15 protein-coding genes and 1 pseudogene are annotated in these 14,977 nt (G+C 74.9%); 9 read left to right on the top strand and 7 right to left on the bottom strand.

What is annotated here, in order from left to right; all coding sequences use genetic code 11:
- The first annotated feature begins 34 nt into the window (after positions 1-34).
- Both ABD990_RS24130 and ABD990_RS24125 read left to right on the top strand, forming a co-directional pair.
- On the top strand, positions 35-658 hold the full coding sequence (locus ABD990_RS24130) for a TetR/AcrR family transcriptional regulator (RefSeq protein ID WP_345383016.1): 624 nt from the start codon (positions 35-37) through the stop codon (positions 656-658).
- Positions 655-1,422: an SDR family NAD(P)-dependent oxidoreductase gene (locus tag ABD990_RS24125; RefSeq protein ID WP_345383015.1), complete on the top strand. Its 768-nt coding sequence runs from the start codon at positions 655-657 to the stop codon at positions 1,420-1,422. The genes ABD990_RS24130 and ABD990_RS24125 overlap by 4 nt, the downstream gene beginning before the upstream one ends.
- Here the strand turns inward: ABD990_RS24125 and ABD990_RS24120 are convergent.
- Genes ABD990_RS24120 through ABD990_RS24110 form a run of 3 tightly spaced genes read right to left on the bottom strand, consistent with a single transcriptional unit; the run spans position 1,385 to position 4,094 of the window.
- Positions 1,385-2,632, bottom strand: coding sequence for a cytochrome P450 (locus ABD990_RS24120; RefSeq protein ID WP_345383014.1), 1,248 nt, complete (start codon positions 2,630-2,632; stop codon positions 1,385-1,387). The genes ABD990_RS24125 and ABD990_RS24120 overlap by 38 nt on opposite strands.
- Positions 2,629-3,741: a thiolase family protein gene (locus tag ABD990_RS24115; protein WP_345383013.1), complete on the bottom strand. Its 1,113-nt coding sequence runs from the start codon at positions 3,739-3,741 to the stop codon at positions 2,629-2,631. The genes ABD990_RS24120 and ABD990_RS24115 overlap by 4 nt, the downstream gene beginning before the upstream one ends.
- Entirely contained in the window at positions 3,738-4,094 is a 357-nt protein-coding gene (locus tag ABD990_RS24110) for a Zn-ribbon domain-containing OB-fold protein (RefSeq protein ID WP_345383012.1), read from the bottom strand. The genes ABD990_RS24115 and ABD990_RS24110 overlap by 4 nt, the downstream gene beginning before the upstream one ends.
- Before the next feature lie 209 nt (positions 4,095-4,303).
- Between ABD990_RS24110 and ABD990_RS24105 the strand changes: the two genes are divergently transcribed.
- From ABD990_RS24105 to ABD990_RS34530, 6 genes are all read left to right on the top strand, one after another.
- Entirely contained in the window at positions 4,304-5,413 is a 1,110-nt protein-coding gene (locus ABD990_RS24105) for an LLM class flavin-dependent oxidoreductase (protein ID WP_345383011.1), read from the top strand.
- Positions 5,413-6,249, top strand: coding sequence for an SDR family NAD(P)-dependent oxidoreductase (locus ABD990_RS24100; protein WP_345383010.1), 837 nt, complete (start codon positions 5,413-5,415; stop codon positions 6,247-6,249). The genes ABD990_RS24105 and ABD990_RS24100 overlap by 1 nt, the downstream gene beginning before the upstream one ends.
- A gap of 3 nt (positions 6,250-6,252) precedes the next feature.
- On the top strand, positions 6,253-7,776 hold the full coding sequence (locus ABD990_RS24095; RefSeq protein WP_345383009.1) for an AMP-binding protein: 1,524 nt from the start codon (positions 6,253-6,255) through the stop codon (positions 7,774-7,776).
- A 9-nt stretch (positions 7,777-7,785) separates the two neighbouring features.
- Complete coding sequence (locus tag ABD990_RS24090; protein ID WP_345383008.1) at positions 7,786-9,123, top strand: phenylacetate--CoA ligase family protein; 1,338 nt, start codon at positions 7,786-7,788, stop codon at positions 9,121-9,123.
- Positions 9,124-9,465: 342 nt separating this feature from the next.
- Positions 9,466-10,863, top strand: coding sequence for an NAD(P)/FAD-dependent oxidoreductase (locus ABD990_RS24085; protein WP_345383007.1), 1,398 nt, complete (start codon positions 9,466-9,468; stop codon positions 10,861-10,863).
- 122 nt (positions 10,864-10,985) lie between these two features.
- On the top strand, positions 10,986-11,462 hold the full coding sequence (locus ABD990_RS34530) for a helix-turn-helix domain-containing protein (RefSeq protein WP_425569651.1): 477 nt from the start codon (positions 10,986-10,988) through the stop codon (positions 11,460-11,462).
- Between the two features lie 3 nt (positions 11,463-11,465).
- Here ABD990_RS34530 and ABD990_RS24075 read toward each other — a convergent pair whose 3' ends face one another.
- The 4 genes from ABD990_RS24075 to ABD990_RS24060 all read right to left on the bottom strand — a co-directional run bounded on the left by ABD990_RS24075 (position 11,466) and on the right by ABD990_RS24060 (position 14,379).
- Positions 11,466-11,759 carry a WhiB family transcriptional regulator gene (locus tag ABD990_RS24075; protein ID WP_345383006.1) on the bottom strand — a complete coding sequence of 98 codons (294 nt, stop codon included), beginning with the start codon at positions 11,757-11,759 and terminating at the stop codon, positions 11,466-11,468.
- Between the two features lie 253 nt (positions 11,760-12,012).
- Entirely contained in the window at positions 12,013-12,606 is a 594-nt protein-coding gene (locus ABD990_RS24070) for a Dps family protein (protein WP_345383005.1), read from the bottom strand.
- Between the two features lie 36 nt (positions 12,607-12,642).
- Positions 12,643-13,455: a sigma-70 family RNA polymerase sigma factor gene (locus ABD990_RS24065; RefSeq protein ID WP_345383004.1), complete on the bottom strand. Its 813-nt coding sequence runs from the start codon at positions 13,453-13,455 to the stop codon at positions 12,643-12,645.
- Positions 13,456-13,566: 111 nt separating this feature from the next.
- Positions 13,567-14,379 (bottom strand): YhjD/YihY/BrkB family envelope integrity protein, encoded by an 813-nt coding sequence (locus ABD990_RS24060; protein ID WP_345383003.1) that lies wholly within the window; start codon positions 14,377-14,379, stop codon positions 13,567-13,569.
- Between the two features lie 51 nt (positions 14,380-14,430).
- Here ABD990_RS24060 and ABD990_RS24055 point away from each other — a divergent pair.
- Positions 14,431-14,943: pseudogene (locus ABD990_RS24055) on the top strand (CDP-alcohol phosphatidyltransferase family protein); the annotation flags it as partial.
- Positions 14,944-14,977: the final 34 nt, after the last annotated feature.

Here is a 14,977-nt window from a genome sequence, read left to right as displayed (position 1 = left end):
GGGTGAGGCCGTCCGTGGCGTTAGGCTGCCGGACGTGCCCCGCCCCAGCCGCTGGTCGGAGATCCTCGCCGCCGCCGGTGAGGAGTTCCGTGACCGCGGCTACGAGAACGCGACCCTGGAGGGCATCGGTGCCCGGGTCGGGATCCTCAAGGGCAGCATCTACAACTACGTGGGCAGCAAGGAGGAGCTGCTGCTCGCGGTCGTCGAGCAGCCCGCCAAGCAGCTGCTCGCCGAGCTCGAACGCCTGCAGGCCGACACCGGCCAGACCGTCGCGGTCCGGCTGCGCGAGCTGATCCGGATGCAGGTGCGGATCTTCGCCGACTTCTACCCGGCCGCCTTCGTGTACCTGCAGCACATCGGCCGGATGACGGCGCCGCGGTTCGCCGACTTCCGGGACATGGACGCCCGGTACATGGCGGCGGTCGAGTCCCTGGTCGCCGAGGGGGCCCGGACCGGCGAGTTCTCGCTGGCCGCCGATCCGCGGACCGTCGCGCGGGCGCTGGTCGGGATGCTCGACTGGATGCAGCACTGGTTCGTCCCGCGGGGCGAGGCGGCCGACCGCGAGCTCGCCGACCGCCTCTTCGCGTTCGCGCTCGGCGGGCTCGTCGCCGGCGGCGGGCTGGCCGGTCTGGCCCGCTCCTTCCCGGAGGAGGAGTGAGCGACCGGTTCCGGCTCGACGGCCGGGTCGCGGTCGTCACCGGCGCGTCCTCGGGGCTCGGGCTGCGGTTCGCCCGGGTGCTCGCCGAGGCCGGGGCGGACGTCGTGGTCGGGGCCCGGCGGGCCGACGGGCTGGCCGCGGCCGAGAAGGCGGTCGGGGAGGCCGGACGGCGCTGCGTCGCCGTGCCGACGGACGTCACCGACGACGCCTCGTGCGCCGCCCTGGTCGCCGCGGCCGTCGCACTCGGCGGGCCGGACGTCCTGGTCAACAACGCCGGCACGGGCTACGCGGCGCGCGCGGAGAAGGACGACCCGGAGCGCGCGGCACAGCTGCTCGACGTCAACCTCCTCGGCGCCTACCGGATGGCGATGCACGCCGGGCGCGCGATGATCGCGGCGGGCCGGGGCGGCGCGATCGTCAACATCGGGTCCGCGCTCGGGCACAGCACCGGCCACCTGCCCGAGGCCGCCTACTCGGCGTCGAAGGCCGGGCTCGCGGGCCTGACCCGCGATCTCGCCGCGCAGTGGTCCGGCCGGTACGGGATCCGGGTCAACGTGCTGGCGCCCGGCTGGTTCGCCTCCGAGATGACCGCCCCGCTGCTCGAGCGCGAGGGCGGGGTCGAGGCGCTGGCCGCCCGCACCGCGATGGGGCGCATCGGGCGGGAGGAGGAGCTCGACGGGCCGCTCCTGCTGCTGGCCTCCGACGCCGGCTCCTACCTCACCGGCATCACCCTGGCGGTCGACGGCGGCTGGAGCATGCACTAGTCGGGCACTGGTCGAGGTGCACGGGCAGCCGGACCAGGCCGCGCGAGAGCAGCACCGGGTGCCAGCGCAGCGGCTCGTCGGCGAGCCGGAGCCCGGGGAAGCGCCGCAGCACGGCCGGGATCGCGACGGAGGCCTCGAGCCGGGCGAGCGGGGCTCCGAGGCAGTAGTGCAGCCCGAGCCCGAAGCCGAGCTGGCGGCCGGGCCGGCGGGTCACGTCGAAGCGGTCGGGATCGGCGAACACCGCGGGATCGCGGTTGGCCGCCGAGGGGCACAGGAACACGCGGTCGCCACGACGCAGGACCCGTCCGCCCAGCTCGACGTCCGCCGCCATGATCCGCGCGATGGTCTTGGCCGGGCCGTCGTAGCGCAGGGCCTCCTCGACCGTCCCGGGCCCGTCCGCCGGCTCGCCCGGGTGCCGCAGGAGCGCGAGCAGCCCGTTGCCGATCAGGTTGGTGGTGGTCTCGTGCCCGGCGAACAGCAGCAGCACCCCGGTGGAGACGACCTCCTGATGGGTCAGCGCGTCGCCGGAGTCGCGGGCCCGGACCAGCGCGGTGATCAGGTCGTCGGCGGGCTCGCGCTCGTGCCGGGCGACGAGCTCGCCCAGGTAGCGGGTCAGCTCGGCCATCCCCGCGGCGCCGTCGGCGTGCCGGTCCGGATCGCCCATCCCGCCGAACACCAGCCCGGTGATCCGGTCCGACCACTCCTTGAACCGGCCCCGGTCGGCCCGGGGCACGCCGAGCAGCTCCGCCACGACGGACGCGGTGAGCGGGTACGCGTAGTCGCCGATCAGGTCGGCCGGCCCGGACAGGTCGTCCAGCAGCTCGGCGGCGAGCTCGCCGATCCGGAGCCGGACGCGTTCGACCGCGCGCGGCGTGAAGGCCCGGCTCAGCAGCTTCCGCAGCCGCGTGTGGTCCGGCGGGTCCTTGAACACCATCCAGTCCTCGAGGACCCCGAACGCCGCCCGCACGCCGGGATCGGCGTCCGGGCCGTCGAGCCGGGCGCGCCGGTACGGCGAGATCCGGTCGGAGGAGAAGCGGGGATCGCGCAACGCCGCGTCGACGTCGGCGTACCGGGTGACGAACCAGGACCGGTAGCGCTCGCTCCAGTGCACCGGGTCGTGCTCGCGCAGCTCGGCGAGCAGCGGGTACGGGTCCGCGACGGCCTCGGGGGCAAGGAGGTCGGCCCACGTCCCCGGCCCCAGCACGGTCACGGGGCCTCCAGCACGGCGACGACGCACGCGTTGCCGTCGAGCACGGACACGCCGCCGCCCATGGTCTCCACCAGGCCGATCCGCGCGCCGTCGACCTGGCGGCCGCCGGCCTCGCCGCGCAGCTGCCAGACGATCTCGGCGAGCTGCGCCAGGCCCGTCGCGCCGAGCGGATGACCGCGCGAGAGCAGCCCGCCGGAGGGGTTGACGGGCTGCTCCCCGCCGAGGGCGGTGCGGCCGGTGGCGGCCGCCTTCCCGCCCTCCCCGGGGCCCGCGAGCCCCAGCGCCTCGGTCGTGACGACCTCGCCGATGGTGAAGGCGTCGTGCACCTCGGCGACGTCGACCTCGTCGGGACCGACGCCCGCGGCCGCGAAGGCCGCCGCCGCGGTGTCGCGCACGAGGTCGTGCCCCCAGACGTGCGGGGACCGGTGGTTCCACGGCGCGCCCGAGCGCAGGGCGACCGAGCGCACCGCGACCCGCCCCGGTGCCGCGGGCCCGACGATCGCGGCGGCCGCCCCGTCCGAGGTCGGGCAGCACTGCAGGAGCGTGAGCGGGTCGGCGATCATCCGGGACGCCAGCACCTCCTCGACCGTGTACCGGCCGGCGTACTGGGCCCGCGGGTTGTGCAGGGCGTGCGCGTGGTTCTTCACCGACACCGCGGCGAGCTGCTCGGGCGTCACCCGGCCCTCGTGCAGCCACCGCGCGGCCGCCATGGCGTACAGCGCGGGCAGGGCCAGCCCGGACCGGCCCTCGGGATCGGTCGCCTCGGGCGTGATCGCGCCGTCGCCCATCCGCTCGATCCCCAGGGCCAGCACCCGCCCGTACCGCCCCGACCGGACGGCCTCGCAGGCCTCGGCGAAGGCGGTGGTGCCGCTGGCGCAGGCGTTCTCGACGGTCAGCACCGGCATCCCGGTGAGGCCCATCGCGCGCAGGACCCGCTGCGCCACCCCGGCCGGCCCGAAGACCGTGCCGGCCCAGACCGCGTCGACGGACCGGGGGCCGCCGGCCGCGCGGAAGGCCTCGTCGACGGCCGTGAACGCGAGGTCGACCAGGTCGGCGCCGGGCTGCCGGCCGAAGTGCGAGGTGCCGACGCCCTCGATCCCCACCCTCACCGGATCACCTCGACGGTCACGTCGTCCGTCCCGCCGGCGGGGACCAGCCGTACCCGGGCGCCGATCGGAACGGGACCGCCCGTGTGGGCGAGGACGCGCGGCCCGCCGTCGAGGTCGACGTAGGCGAGGCCGTACGGCGGGGTCCGCCCGGGCACCGGGATGCGGACGACGGTCGCGCTCCAGACGGTGCCCTCGGGCCCGAAGCGGGCGGGCTCGACGGGGCCGCCGCAGGCCGGGCAGGCGGGCCAGGCGAAGGCGGCGACCTCGCCGCACGCCGTGCACCGGCGGCCCTCGACCAGGCCGTCGTCCGCCGGTCCGGCGACGACCCGGGGGCGCGGATCGGGGCTCGTCACGCAGGCCATGAAACCAAACCACGGTTCGCCTATCAACGGTTGTCGAGATGTCCGAATCGGGCCGGGGGACGGCCCTTGACACCGAAGGTGGCCCGCGACACAGTGATTTCGCCTGCGATCAGCAAACCCGTGTTCGTCCTTGCTGTCGCTCCGGGCGTCGTCGTGCCTGCGTACGCCCGGTCCGACCGGACACCGAGAGGACCCGACCGATGAAGTTCGGTTTCTTCACCATGCCCGAGCACCCGCCGCGCGAGAACTGGACGCTGTCCTACGACCGCGACATCGCGGGGATCGTGGAGGCGGAGCGGCTGGGCTTCCACGAGTACTGGATCGGCGAGCACCACACCGGCGGCTACGAGAACGTCCCGGTGCCGGAGTACATGATCGCCAAGGCGTCCGCGGTGACCCACCGGATCCGGCTCGGCACCGGCGTGATCAACCTGCCGTACCAGGACCCGTTCATGGTGGCCGAGCGGATGGCGTTCCTCGACCACCTCACGCACGGCCGGCTCGAGTACGGCTTCGGCGGCGGCGGGCTGCCCACGGACAAGGCGCTCTTCGGGCTGGAGCCCTCCGAGGCCGCGCCACGCACGAACGAGGCGCTGGAGATCATCTGGCAGCTGCTGACCTCCGAGGACCCGGTCAGCTACGAGGGCGTGTACTGGAAGTACGAGAACCGGCAGCTGCAGGTCGGGCCCTACCAGGACGTGCCGCCCTTCGCGATCGCCGGCCTGACCGGCGTGCACAACTACGCCAAGTGCGGCGAGCGGGGCTGGAAGCCGCTGTCCGTCCACTTCGCCCCGATCGACAACGGCACCTACCAGGACGCGCCGGACCTCAGGGCGATGGGCGCGGCGATGCTCGACGCCGGCGCCCGGTCCGGCATCGACCCGGCCGTGACCAGGGACAACTGGCGGATCGTGCGCGAGGTCTACGTCACGGACGACAAGAACCAGGCGCTCAAGGACATCCGCGAGGGCGTGAAACTCTCCTACGACTACCTCTTCGGCCTCGGCCTGGGCGCGCTGATGAAGATCGGCGACGGCATGACGGACGCGGACCTCACCCTCGACTGGATGGTCGAGAACATCCCGTGGATCATCGGCAGCCCCGAGGACTGCGTGCGGCAGATCAAGGAGCTGGAGGAGGAGGTCGGCGGCTTCGGCACGCTGCTGATCAACGTCCGGGACTGGGTGACCACGGACAAGTGGAACCGGTCGCTGGAGATGTTCGCCCGGTACGTCATGCCGCACTTCACCGCGCGGGAGCGGCTGGCCCGCCGGCAGAAGCTGGCGAACGTCGCGCTCGGCCTCGCCTGATGGGGGCGGGGCTGTCCTCGCCCGTCCCGGAGCTCGCCGGCCGCACCGTGTTCGTCACGGGCGGCGGCAGCGGGATCGGCAAGGGGATCACCGCGGCGGTGCTGGAGAAGGGTGCGAACGTCGTCGTCCTCGAGGTCGAGCCCGCGAACATCAAGGCCGCCGCCGAGGAGCTCGGCGGCGGCGACCGGATCGCCTGGCACGAGGGCTCGGTGTGCGTGGCCGCGGACGTCGAGGCGGCGTTCGCGCTGGCCGCCGAGCGGTTCGGCGTGGTCGACCACCTGGTCAACAACGCCGGCACCGCCACGGTCTCGCTGGTCGAGGACACGACCGAGGAGGAGTGGGACCTCATCGTCGACACGCTGCTGAAGGGGACGTTCCTCTGCACGAGGGCGTTCGCGCGGCAGCTGCCGGCGGACGGCGCGCCCCGCTCGATCGTCAACATCTCCTCGCTCAACGCCATCGCGGCGACGGACGGGATGGGGCACTACTGCGCCGCGAAGGCCGGGGTCATGCAGTTCACCCAGACCTGCGCCGGGGAGCTCGGCCGCCGCGGCGTCCGGGTCAACTCGATCGGACCGGGCCTGGTGAACACCCCGCTCGGCGAAGGCTTCTCCGTCGGGCAGATCGGGCAGGAGTTCACCGACCGGACCCTGGTCGCCGACAAGCGGAACCAGGAGCCCTCGGACATAGCGGACGTGGCGTTGTTCCTGATGTCGCCCGCGGCGCAGCGGATCACGGGGCACTTCATCCCGGTCGACGGCGGCCAGCACGTCCGCGGGCTGCACTCGTACTGGGACGTCGCGTTCGCGCAGGGCCTGGTCGAGAGGCCCACCTGAGCGGTGCGCGCGACGCTGGGTGAGGAGTTCGAGGCCGCGCTGCGGCGCCACCGGGCGCGGACGGCGGTCGAGGCGGGCGGCCGGAGCTGGACGTACGGCGACCTGGACCGCTGGTCCGCGGCGGTGGCGGACCAGCTCGGGCGCGCCGGGGTGCGGCGCGGCGACGCGGTGGCCCTGTACCTGGGCAACTGCGTCGAGTTCGTGGTCGCGGACGTCGCGGTGGCCCGGCTCGGCGCGGTGAAGGTGCCGGTCAACCCGTTGCTGCCGGAGTCCACCGTCGGGCACGTCCTCGAGGCCGCCCGGGTGCGGGCCCTCGTGCTCGGCACCGGGGTCGCCGGCATCGGGGAGCGGGCGGGGGCGGGTCTGCCGATCCTGCGGGTCGACGACGGCGGCGGCCCGCCGGCGGGGGAGCGCCTGACCGGCCCCGCGGACGTCGCACCACCACGGCTCGCCGTGGGCCCGGCGGACCGCGCGGCGATCTACTTCACCGGCGGGACGACCGGGCTGCCGAAGGGGGTCGTGCACACCCAGGCGTCGGCCGTCGCGGTGCAGTACGCGCAGATCGTCGAGGCCGAGATCGCGCAGGACGAGCGGCTGCTGCTCATGACCCCGCTCGCCCACGCGGCCGGGCTGTTCGCCCAGTCCGCGCTGGTCCGCGGCGCGACGATCGTCATCGAGCCGGGGTTCGACGCCGCCCGCGCCCTCGACCTGCTGCGCACGCGCGGCGTCACGTGGACCTTCCTGGTCCCGACGATGATCTACCGGCTGCTCGACCTGACCCGGGACCGGGAGGACCTGCCGCTGCGGACGATCGTCTACGGCGCCGCCCCGATCGCCCCGTCCCGGCTGGCCCGGGCGCTGGAGGTGTTCGGGCCGGTGTTCGTGCAGCTCTTCGGCCAGACCGAGTGCCCGAACTGGGGCACCCGGCTGGCCAAGCACGACCACGACCCCGCCCGGCCGGAGCTGCTCGGGTCGTGCGGGCAGGCGTCGATCATGGCCGATGTGCGGGTCGTCGACGACGCGGGCTGGGCCCTGCCACCGGGTACGACCGGCGAGGTCTGCCTGCGGGCGCCGTACACGCTGGAGTCCTATCTGGACAATGCGGAGGCGACGGCCGCGAAGTTCCTGCCCGACGGCTGGATCCGCACCGGCGACGTCGGCCTCCTCGACGACGCCGGCTACCTGCACCTGCGGGATCGCAAGGCCGACATGGTGATCAGCGGCGGGATGAACGTCTACTGCCGCGAGGTCGAGGACGTCCTGGTGCGGCACCCGGCCGTCGCCCGCGCGGCGGTGATCGGGGTGCCGCACGAGGACTGGGGCGAGGCGGTGCACGCCGTCGTCGTCCCGGCGGGCGACCTCGATCCGGCCGCGCTGCTGGAGTGGACCCGCGGCGAGCTGGCGGCCTACGCCCGGCCCAAGTCCGTCGAGCTCGTCGCGGAGCTGCCGGAGACCCCCTTCGGCAAGATCGACAAGAAGGTCCTGCGGGCGCCCCACTGGGCGGCGCGGGACCGCGCGATCGGCTGAGGAGCCACCATGAGCGGACCCCGGTCGGTGCGGACCGACGCGCGCGGCTTCCCCCGGTTCTGGGACGAGGAGCGGGAGACCCTCGATCCGGTCAAGCGGGACGTGCTGATCCTCGAGCGGATCCAGCACCAGCTCCGGTACGCCTACGCGGAGCTGCCCTTCTACCGGCGGCACTACGACGCCCACGGCTTCCACCCCGACCACGTCCGGTCGCTCGAGGACTTCACCACGAAGGTCCCGGTGATCACGAAGACGATGCTCGTGGCGGACCAGGCCGCGCACCCGCCGTTCGGCAGCTACACCCGCGAGCTGCCGCCGGGCGGCATCGCCCGGATCCACGGCTCGTCGGGCACGTCGGGCGTGCCGACGATGTACGCGGTGTCCAGGGCGGACTGGGAGCGGGCGGGCGAGGTGCACGCGATGGCGCAGTGGTGCGCCGGCGTCCGGCCCGACGACGTCGTCCAGGTCGGGTTCCCGTTCGGCCTGTTCTTCGGCGGCTGGGGCGTGGTGCAGGGCGCCGAGCGGATCGGGGCGACGCTCTTCCCGATCGGGATCACCGACTCGCAGAAGCACCTGGAGCTGATCGGCCGGCTCGGGTCGACGGTGTTCAGCGCGACGCCGTCGTACTGCATCCACCTGCTGTCGGTGGCCGAGGCGATGGGGATCGACCTGCGGGAGTCGACGGTCCGGCACCTGCTGGTCGGCGGTGAGCCCGGCGGGGCGCTCCCGGGCACGCGGGCGATCATCGAGGAGGGCTGGGGCGCGATCGCCGCCGACGCCGGCTCGACCTCGGAGATGTACCCCTTCCAGACGAGCGTCGGGTGCGAGGCCGGCACCGGCACCCACCTGTACGTCGACGAGGTGTTCACCGAGGTGGTGTCCGCACAGGACCTGAACGCGCCGATCCCGGTCGGCGAGCGGGGCGCCGTCGTCTACACCCACCTCTGGCGCGACTCCCAGCCGATGATCCGCTTCGCGCCGGGCGACGAGACCTACCTCGCCACCGATCCCTGCCCCTGCGGGCGGACCTACCCCCGGCTGCCGGAGGGCGTGCTCGGGCGGCTCGACGACATGCTGGTGATCCGGGGTGCCAACGTCTTCCCCAGCGCCGTCGAGACCGCCCTGCGCTCCGTGCCCGGGCTGGGCCCGGAGTTCCGCATCCGCGTCCGGAAGGAGGGCGCCCTCGACGAGATGACGGTCGAGGCCGAGGGCGACCCGGGCCTGCGGCCGGCGGTCGAGGACGCGCTCACGCGGGTGCTCGGGATCCGGGTCCCCGCGACGATCCTGGCCCCCGGCACCCTCCCCGAGACCACCTTCAAGGCCTGCCGGGTGGTCGACGAGCGCTGAGCACCCGTCCCCGCCCCTCGGGGCACCGCTCGAGGACCCGCCTGCGCGCCGCCGCGGTCGCCCGGCCGGTGCGGGCGTCATGATCACCTGTCGTGGTCCGGGAGAGTCTATTTCCGACCGTCGCGCTCCACCACGGGCGATCTCGCCGCTCCTGCGGGCGGTCGGCATCACGCCGACTGCATGCCGCAGGCCGACCAGCACCTCGGCGAGCTGCTCGCCACGAGGGTCTGACGGTGCGCGCCGAGGCGAACCCCTCCCGGTATCACGCGGTAGATCACCCTGCTCCCTCTCCGGCACGGATGTCCGGTGTCGTGCCGGGCGCGGAGCGGGGGCGGTGACGCGGTGGGATCGGTCGTGGTGTGCGGGGGCGGGGTGATCGGGCTGGCCACCGCGGTGATGCTGGCCCGCGACGGGCACCGGGTGACGGTGCTGGAGGGCGACGCCGAGCCGGCGCCGGCGACGGCCGAGGAGGCCTGGGGGAGCTGGCGCCGGTCCGGGGTCGCGCAGTTCCGCCAGCCGCACAACCTGTTCGCCCGGTTCCGGAGGGTGTGCGACGAGGAGCTGCCCGAGGTGACCGGGCTGCTGGAGAAGGCCGGGTGCGTCTGGGTCGACTACCTCGCCGCCGCCCCGCCCACGCTGACGGACCGGACCCCGCGGCCCGGGGACGAGGACCTGCGGTTCGTCACCGGGCGGCGGCCGGTGTTCGAGGCCGTGTTCGCCGAGCTGGCCGAGGCCGAGCCCGGGGTGGAGGTGCGCCGCGGGACGAAGGTGGCGGCGCTGACCACCGGGCCGTCGGTGCTCGCCGGGGTCCCGCACGTCACGGGCGTGGTCACCACGGACGGCCGGACGCTCCCGGCCGGCCTCGTCGTCGACGCCACGGGCCGCCGGACGCGAGCGGCGACCTGGCTCGCCGCGGCGGGGGCGCGGCCGCCGCAGGAGATGACCGAGGACCGCGGCTACGTCTACTACACGCGCTTCTACCGTGGGCCCGAGCCGCCGCGGTTGCGCGGCCGGGCGATCATGCCGATGGGCAGCATCTCCCTGCTGACGCTGCGCAGCGACAACGACACCTGGTCCGTCACGGTGTTCGGGACCAGCGGTGACCACGCCCTGCGCGCACTGCGGGACCCGCGGGTCTTCGAGCGGGTCGTCGGGGCCTGCCCGCTGCAGGCGCACTGGCTGGACGGCGAGCCGCTGGGCGGGGTCCGCCCCATGGCGGGCGTGCTCGACTGCCTCCGCCGCTACGCCGTGGACGGCCGGCCCGTGGTGACCGGGTTCGTGCCGGTGGGCGACGCCTGGGCGTGCACGAACCCGTCGGCGGGCCGCGGCCTGTCGGTCGGCGTGCTGCACGCCCAGGTCCTCCGCCACGCGGTCCGGGAGGCCCTGGACGACCCGGCGCGCCTGGCCCGCACCGTACTGGCGCGCACGGACGAGGTCGTGGCGCCGTTCGTGCACACCCAGATCGCGGCCGACCGCGTCCGGATCGCCGAGATGGTGGCGGCCCGGGACGGCACGCCGCCGCCCGCCGGAAACCCGACGACCCAGGCGCTGCTGGCGGCCGCCGCCACCGACCCGGACGCGTTCCGGGGGGTCATCGAGATCGCGCTGTGCACGGCGCTCCCGCCGGAGGTCCTCGCCCGGCCGGCCGTCCGCGCCGCCGTCGAGCGGCACGCGGGCGCGGTCCCGCCGCCGGCGCCCGGGCCGGACCGGGCCCGGCTCGTCGACCTCCTGGTCGCCTGACCGGGCCGGTGACGTCCCGCCCCTGCTTGCGAAAACCTGCACCTGCTGGTACAAGTTTTCTCGCCGGACGAAGGTCGGTCGTGCGCCGCGCACCGGCCGGAAGGGGAGGAACGCGAGGGGCCGTGACCAACAACCTCGACAGGCTCGACGACCAGGACTACCCGGCCGTCTCGATGGGACAGGCGGCCGAGCTCCTCGGGGTGCAGCCTGCGTTCCTCCGCAGCCTGGACAACGCCGGGGTGCTCCACCCGCACCGCACCGGCGGCGGGCACCGCCGGTACTCGCGCCGCCAGCTCGCCCTCGCGAGCCGGCTGCGCGAGCTGCTGGACGACGGCCACACTCTCGCCTCCGCGCAGACCATCGCCGACCTCGAGGACCGGCTGCAGGACAGCGACCGGGCCCGCGAGCGCGCCGACGAGGCCCGCCGCGAGGCCGACGACGCCCGCGACCGGGCGGCCGAGGAGCTCGACACCGCCCGGTCGGACCTGCGGGAACGCTCCGACGAGCTGCGCCGGACCCGCGCGCAGCTCGACGACGCCCGCGGCGAGATCGAGAACCTCACCAGCAGACTGCGGGACGCGTCGACGACGCGCTCGTGAGCGTCAGGTGCGCGGGCGGCGACGGGCCGGCCGGGTGATCGCCAGGCGCTCGTGCTCGGAGAGCCCGCCCCACACCCCGTAGGGCTCGTCGACGGTCAGGGCGTGCCGCCGGCACTCCTCGAGCACCGGGCAGGTCCGGCAGATCTCCTTCGCCCGGCTCTCGCGATGCGCCCGCGCCGGGCCGCGCTCGCGTTCGGGATGGAAGAAGGCCTCGCTGTCCATGCCGCGGCACGCCGCGGACCGCTGCCAGTCCCACGTCTCGACGACGGGCAGCGGGAGCCGGCGCGTGTCAGCCACGACGGCACCCCCCACCCGCGGTGAGGGCGCGCTCGGGAGCGCCGGCACGGGGCCGACGCTCGGGGGGTCGGGACCACTGGGCGGTGGTCCCGGGGACGTCCCGGGCGCCCGCGGGGCGCCGGGATCCGGTTGTGTCGTACATCGCTCACCAGCCTGGGAGGAGCCGGTAGCGGGGCCGCTCGCAGCGTAACCGCGCGACGGCCGACGCGCCGGACGGGCGACCCGTCCGGGCCGCCCGTCCGGTGTGCGGGGATCAGCTCGTCGCGGCCTTCGCGGCGTCGACCTCGGTGTCCGCGCTCGCCGAGCGCAGGGTGCCGTCGGCGTTCTCCAGGTGGGCCCGGACGAACCACTGGTACTGCTCGAGGTCGCCGGCCTGGTCGATGAGCATGTCCTGGGTGACCGGGTCGAGCTCCTCGGTCTTCTCGATCGCGGCCCGGTGGTCCTCGATCACCCCGGCGTAGACGAGGTCGAGCGCCCCGAGGTGGGCGATCGCGTCGCTGCGGCCGATCGAGTAGTCGTCCCAGCTGCGCTGCGCGACGAGGGCGCCCGGGGTGCCGCAGGGCGAGCCGCCGAGGGTGGCGATCCGCTCCGCCACGTCGTCCACCATCTCGCGCACGCCGTCCACCTGCGGGTCCAGCATGGTGTGCACCGCGATGAAGTTCGGCCCGATCACGTTCCAGTGCACGTGCTTGAGCGTGAGCGCAAGGTCGTTGAGGGCGTTGAGCCGGTCCTGGAGCAGCGTGACGACCTGGCCGGCCTCGTCGGACTTCATCCCGGGGACGGTGTAGTTGATCTGGGGACGGTTCTCGGTGGTGGTCATGGTGTCCTTCCTGTCGTCCCGGTTCACGGGGTCCTCCTCTTGAGTAGGTCCGGAAACCGTTCGTCAAACGTGGTTGGCCGTGACGTGCGCCCTCAGGGTGGTGAGGCTGCGGGCGAGCAGCCGCGAGACGTGCATCTGCGAGACCCCGACCCGGCGGGCGATCTCCGACTGCGTGAGCTGGTCGACGAAGCGCAGGCCGACGATGGTCCGCTCGCGCTCGGGCAGCACGGCGAGCAGCGGGCGGAGGGTGGCGCGGTCCTCCGCACGGGTGAGGGCGTCGTCGAGCTCGCCGAGCCGGGCGTCGTCGGGTTCGCCGGGGTCGCGCCGCTCGTCGAGCGAGCCCGCGGTCTGGTAGCCCTGCGCGAGCAGGACCTCGAGCACCACCTCCCGGTCGACGCCCAGCGCCTCGGCGATCTCGCTGGGTCGCGGTGCCCGGCCGAGGCGCTGGTAGAGCGCCGAGCTCGCCCGGTTCACCCGGCCCGCCATCTCCTTGACCCGGCGCGGCACCCGCACGATCCACGTCTGGTCGCGGAAGTGGTGCAGGAACTCGCCGCGGATGCAGGGGACGAGGTAGCCGACGAAGTCCGTGCCGTCGCCGCGCTCGGGGTCCCACCGGTCGATCGCGGTGAGCAGGGCGAGCCGGGCGACCTGCAGCAGGTCGTCGTAGGCCGCGGGGGAGGCGCCGGCCTGTCCGCGGGCCATGCGCTCGGCGATGGGCAGGTAGGTCTCGGCGATGGAGTTGCGCAGCGCCCGGCGGCGCGGGTCGTCCGGCGCCAGCGAGTGCAGGGCGCGCAGGCGCGGGAGCTGGGCGGCGTGCCGGCTCCCGGGCCGGGTGTCCGCCGCGTCCGTCCCGGCCGGGGGCGCCATGACCGTCATGTCCGCTCCGTCTCCGTTCTCGCGAACCGCGTCACACGTTGTTCACGAGGAGCATGACCCCGGATCGGGCGGGACGCGAGTCGAACGGGTGCGTGCCGGCCGTCCGCGAGGTCAGCCGCGCAGCACGTCGTCGGCGACGAGGGTGGCGCGGTAGCCGGCGAGCAGCAGGACGTGCAGCAGGTAGAGCCAGAGCGCCAGCGCGGAGACCGCGCCGACGATCGGGAGGCCGCCGAAGGGGGCCGACCACTCGACCGGAATGGCCAGGAACAGCAGGAAACCCTGCAGGAACCCGGCGAGGACGGACCCGGTGCCGAACCCGCCGAGCAGCAGGGCGCGCCACCCGATCCGGCCGGGCCCGACGAGCCGGAACACCAGCACCAGGGCCACGGACACCGTGACCCACACGACGTGGAACGCGACGACGACGCCGAGCGCGAGCCACCAGCCGCCCCGCACGTAGAGCGGGGCGACCAGGGGCGCCGCGGCCAGCACGGCGAGCACGAGCACGGGCGCGACGACCGCCAGCGCGAGCAGGCCGAGCCGCCCCCGCCACCCGGTGAACCGGTCCCGGGCGGGGGAGAGCTGCAGGAACGCCCGGCGCAGGCCCTCGCCGTAGAGGCTGGCCGGGAACAGCGCCACCAGCGTCTGCACCCAGGACATGTCCAGCGCCGTGGCGGTCAGCGTGCGCAGCGCCTCGGGCGTGCCGTGCCCGCCGGGCAGCCCGCCGATCGCGGTGTCCATCCCGGCCCGCAGCGTCTCCGGCCCGACCAGCACGCCCGCGACCCGCAGCGAGACCAGCGCCAGCGGGACCAGCCCCAGCAGGCCGAAGAACGTGGCGCCGGCGGCCCACAGGGCGACGTCGCTGGCGGGGAAGGACCGGGCCGTCTCGCGCAGCAGGGCCCGCGGGGACCGCGGCGCGTTCACCGCGTGCCTCCGGGCGCGGCGGACGACCCGGGGTAGTGCGAGGCTGGCGCCGTGAACGAGGCGGGGGAGCGGGGAGTCGCGGGCTGGTCGGGTCTCCACTCCGGCGTGCAGCCGTCGGGGATCGTGCGGGTCTGGCTGCGGCTGGTGCAGGGGCTCGCCGCGGGCCCGCCGTCCCGTGTGCCGCCGGACGTGTTGTCGCTGGCCGGCGTGCTGGCGGTGGCCGGGGCGTGGCCCGCGGCCGCGGCGGGCGGGCGTTGGCCGCTGCTGGCCGCCGTGCTCGTGGTGGCCGCCGGCATCCTGGACGGGCTCGACGGTGCCGTGGCCCTGGGCACCGGCCGGGCGCGGCCGCTCGGGGCGGTCGTCGACGCCGCGGCGGACCGCGTGGGCGATCTCCTCCTGGCGGCGGTGCTGGTGGCGCTGGGTGCGCCGCCGGGATGGGCGGTGGTCGCGGCCGCGCTGGTGCTGCTGCACGAGTACGTCCGGGCCCGGGCGCAGTCCGTCGGCATGCCCGGGGTCGGCGCGGTGACGGTCGCGGAGCGGCCGACGCGGGTGATCGTGGTCGCGGTGGCCGCGCTGGGCGCGGGGGCGCTGCCCACGG

Origin of the sequence: Pseudonocardia yuanmonensis (assembly GCF_039542425.1) — a bacterium.
GTDB classification, from domain to species: Bacteria; Actinomycetota; Actinomycetes; order Mycobacteriales; family Pseudonocardiaceae; genus Pseudonocardia; species Pseudonocardia yuanmonensis.
The sequence above is the reverse complement of the archived record's forward strand: the minus strand, read 5'-3'. Positions and strand labels throughout refer to the sequence as shown.